The 3,683-nt window shown below is 42.4% G+C and carries 3 protein-coding genes; all 3 read right to left on the bottom strand.

The features are described 5' to 3' along the window. Positions 1 to 145 precede the first annotated feature (145 nt). Entirely contained in the window at positions 146 to 1,540 is a 1,395-nt protein-coding gene (locus HRU21_12000; GenBank protein NRA43012.1) for a Type 1 glutamine amidotransferase-like domain-containing protein, read from the bottom strand. 419 nt (positions 1,541 to 1,959) lie between these two features. Continuing rightward, the gene (locus tag HRU21_11995; protein NRA43011.1) at positions 1,960 to 3,276 is read right to left on the bottom strand and encodes a hypothetical protein; all 1,317 of its coding nucleotides are present in this window, start codon (positions 3,274 to 3,276) and stop codon (positions 1,960 to 1,962) included. Positions 3,277 to 3,315: 39 nt separating this feature from the next. After that, on the bottom strand, positions 3,316 to 3,683 hold a 368-nt coding region (locus tag HRU21_11990), incomplete at its 5' end, for an energy transducer TonB (protein ID NRA43010.1).

The following is a 3,683-nucleotide window of genomic DNA, read 5'->3' as shown; positions in this document are numbered from 1 at the left end:
GGCAAGGTGACCTACCAAGCTGTTGCAGATAATTTGGGCTATGAATATATCGAAGCAGCTCTAGCTATTGCTTAATGTTCTCGGTTTGTTCGGTACAAAAAAGGGGCGGACGCCGCCCCTGGTTATACTTTTGAGAGCCTATTGCTTAATAAACACTAGATGGTGCATAAAAGCTTGTATTGCGTCCATCAATATCAAACGTCAAATTTGAACCTGTATGACTTTGAGTGTTGAAATTATAGGTATCGCCAGATACAAGTTTTGTTCTCAGTATATTGTCGTAAATGACAGGTGAGCCACATGTTAGCTGAGTGCGGTTTGTATTAGCCTGCTCACGAATCACATACACCTCGTAAGCACCATCGACAACACCAACACCATTGCTATTGACAAACAAAGAGGTGCCTTCACTAGCTGCAATCATATAGTGAGACTTACTGTGATGCCCCAAGGATACCACTGCACGCCCCATACGATTACGCTCGTAGAAATGCGTATCAGTTAAGCTCTTGCTCAAAAATGGGATATCGACAAACGCATTGCTAAAGTTCAATGTGTTATGGCAGAAATCGGTAACCACTTCTTCAGATATAGCACCTAACACACCGTCAGGGTCGTAAATGCTAGACGCCATTAGTGCCATACCAGCCGAGGTACCACCAATAACACCGCCTTTATCAAGCACATGCTGTACCGCATTCTGCACCTTGGTTCCTTGCCATTGATTGAGGTAATCAGATTGATCGCCACCAGCAATAAAAATAAACTCAGCACTACGAATAACCCAGTCGACATAATCACTATCCGCTTTTGATCGACTGTCAATAATCAGTGTTTCCACCGAATCTGCAGACATAAGTCCAGATAAATAATCATTGTATGCATCGGTGCCTGAGGTTCTGAGTACGACAACGTCTTTATTAGTACCAATATGTGGACTGACACGATTTGCGAAAGCTTCATCCACATCGGCACCACCACCCATCAATAAAACCGCACCATTATCTGCGGTTAGATTGGCACAAGCGTCATTTGTTGAACCCAGTACGCTTGCTTCTAAAGATGATGGTTTACTCGGGCGAGCACCGTAGTCGCAGTCATTGCCTGAGCCACCACCTGAGCTGTCTTCAGGGAAGGTCACGGTAAGTTCATACCAGCCTCTACCACTATATCGTGATACCTTAAGATAATAAGTTCCAGCATTAGCGGAGTAGCTTCCTGTTTCTGGACGATTTGAAGACGCGCCAGAGGCAACTGCTGAGCCTGATTCCTTATACAAATCCCAATCATAATCATCACGCCTGTGGTGATTCAATGAAATGTCGATTGTGCCGGCTTCTGATACATCAAAGGCAAACCAATCTATAGTATCGTTTTTATTTAAATTTCCATCAATGGATGTATTGCTGCACAGTCCTGTACTTGCATTGCTTTCGGTATCATTCGACCCAGACTCGCTTGTTAAACACGCTTGAGCCGGTAAGGCCATAGAACAGATAAACGCTAGTGATGCTGCTTGTAGGTATTTACTTTTTGTCATTTTATATTCCCCTAACATGAAAATATACGATGATGTCGCTCCATTGCTGTGCGACTTGATTCATTAGTGTGCAAATTTAATTCAGGGGAGGGGAGTTATTCGTCGAACCATTCACTTAAGTGAAAGTCCACCGAACATACATGCAGATCACTAGGGCGACTAAAGATTAGACTATTCATCAGTATCTCCTAGTTAATTGGATTAGAAATGGAAGTTACGTGCTATGTACAATACTAACACCAGCACAGCACTCGAAAATATATAATGCAATATATAAGCCACTTTAGCATATCAAAAGCACTCGAAAATGGAGAACTTTTAAAAGCAGAAGTTAGACAGAGAACACAGGAGGGAAAGCTATAAAGCCACCTCAGCGAAAGGAGATGGCGAAAACATATGAGGAGCGAGTGTTATTACCGCTATTCAACTGACGCCATGTACGCCAATCGTTTCTGCTCACTGTCAATATATCGCAGCCATTGCTTGGCAACCGACTCATGGCCATCAATCTTAGCCGCAAGCTTAAATTCTTTTTGAGCGCTATTCAGGCGCTTCATATTAAACAGTATCAGGCCTTTGAGTATATACGCCCCACCTTCATCTTTAAGCTCGCCAAGCACCAATGCCTTAGAGACATTCTTTAGAGCCAAGTTCCACTCTTGACGCTCTGTATGAATTTGAGCCAACTTAAAAAAGTCTTTTCCCTTCTGTGAGGCCTTTGCTGCTTTCGACATAACATCGATAGCAGCGTCGTACTCTTTAGCGAGCATTAAGGCATCAGCTAAAAGCGATAGGTTTTTAGCATTTTCTTCGACCAAGCCATCTTTCATGCCCTTAATCATGACTTGCGCCGACTTATATGGAATTTCCTGACCTAAGAAGGCATAGGCCAGAGAGACAATTTGAGATTCCTTAGTCAGCATATTTTGATCGTATGCAGTTTCCATCACCGACAGCTCTTTGCCAGATTTGCCCAACTCATTATAAACTGCAGACAGTTGAACCCAATATTGCGCCTTAGGATAATGTGCAATGAGGTCTTGCAAGCAACGCTCCATGCCTTTGAAATCTTTATTCGCATAATACACAGCTCGCTCGATCAATAGCCAACTCTCTTTTGGCTTCTGACCTTTAGCTTCAATAATCGTAATCGCCTTTTTTACCTCAGTTAGGGCTTGATTGTAGCGTTCTAATTGATAAAGAAGCTGTGCTTTTAAAATGTGTGCCTCAGCACCAGGCTTTTCCACTAAATTAAACCAAGCATTTAAGGCATTCAGCGAGCGTTGATAATCTTCTTCAATCAAATACAACTTAGCCAACGAATACTGAGCTGTCTGCGCCAAGCTGTCTGGCAGATTTTCGGTTTTCAAGGTTTGTTCATAAGCTTGGGCAGCGGCGGCGTATTTTTCTTGATTGAAATAGACATAGGCAAACATATTAAAAGTTTGTGCTTTTTCATAAGCATTACGCTTAACTTTCTCTAAGGCTTTTAATTTATCCAAGGCTTTAGAATATTTCTCCTCTTCCACAAGAACACGAACAGCCTCTAATCTTTTATAGATTGCCGGTCGCATAGTTGCACTTCGCTTGGTTCGACGAGGTTTTTTCGCTTGCTCAGGTTTCTCAGTTGCAGCCAAACTCAAGGATGATATTGACAGTGCTGAGCTTGTGCCTAAAGCATAAATACAAATCGACAAAGTCAGGCTTAAAACACGAACTAAAGGTTTATGGTTCATATTTTTCATTCTTAAAACTCAGAATTGTTTGGTATAGGATTAACGTTTGGCACTTTTATCCATTTCAAAGCGGATAATATTTCGAATGCCTTTGACCTCAATCGCTTTGCCATTTTCCATTTTAGGTTTGTATTTGAATTTTTCAGCCGCAGCAATAGCAGCACGATTAAAGATATTGGGCGGATCAGATTCGACCACACGCGCATTTGCCACCGTACCCAATTTAGTCACATCAAATTCCACCACCACATAACCTTCAATGCCACGTTGTGCAGCACGCCTAGGATATTGCGGGGCTACTTTAACAATAGGTAAATACTCGCCATCACCGGTACCACCGGTCAAACCTGCATCGACAGTTAAATCGGCACTTACATTTAATGCCCCGATATCAAATACATTGGCCT

The organism is Pseudomonadales bacterium, from assembly GCA_013215025.1.
In the GTDB taxonomy this organism is placed as follows: Bacteria; Pseudomonadota; Gammaproteobacteria; order Pseudomonadales; family DT-91; genus DT-91.
The sequence above is the reverse complement of the archived record's forward strand: the minus strand, read 5'-3'. Positions and strand labels throughout refer to the sequence as shown.

Excerpts from the sequence above, each read along its gene's own strand:
- HRU21_11995 (NRA43011.1), bottom strand. The coding sequence starts at position 3,276 with ATGAACCATAAACCTTTAGTTCGTGTTTTAAGCCTGACTTTGTCGATT.
- HRU21_12000 (NRA43012.1), bottom strand. The coding sequence starts at position 1,540 with ATGACAAAAAGTAAATACCTACAAGCAGCATCACTAGCGTTTATCTGT.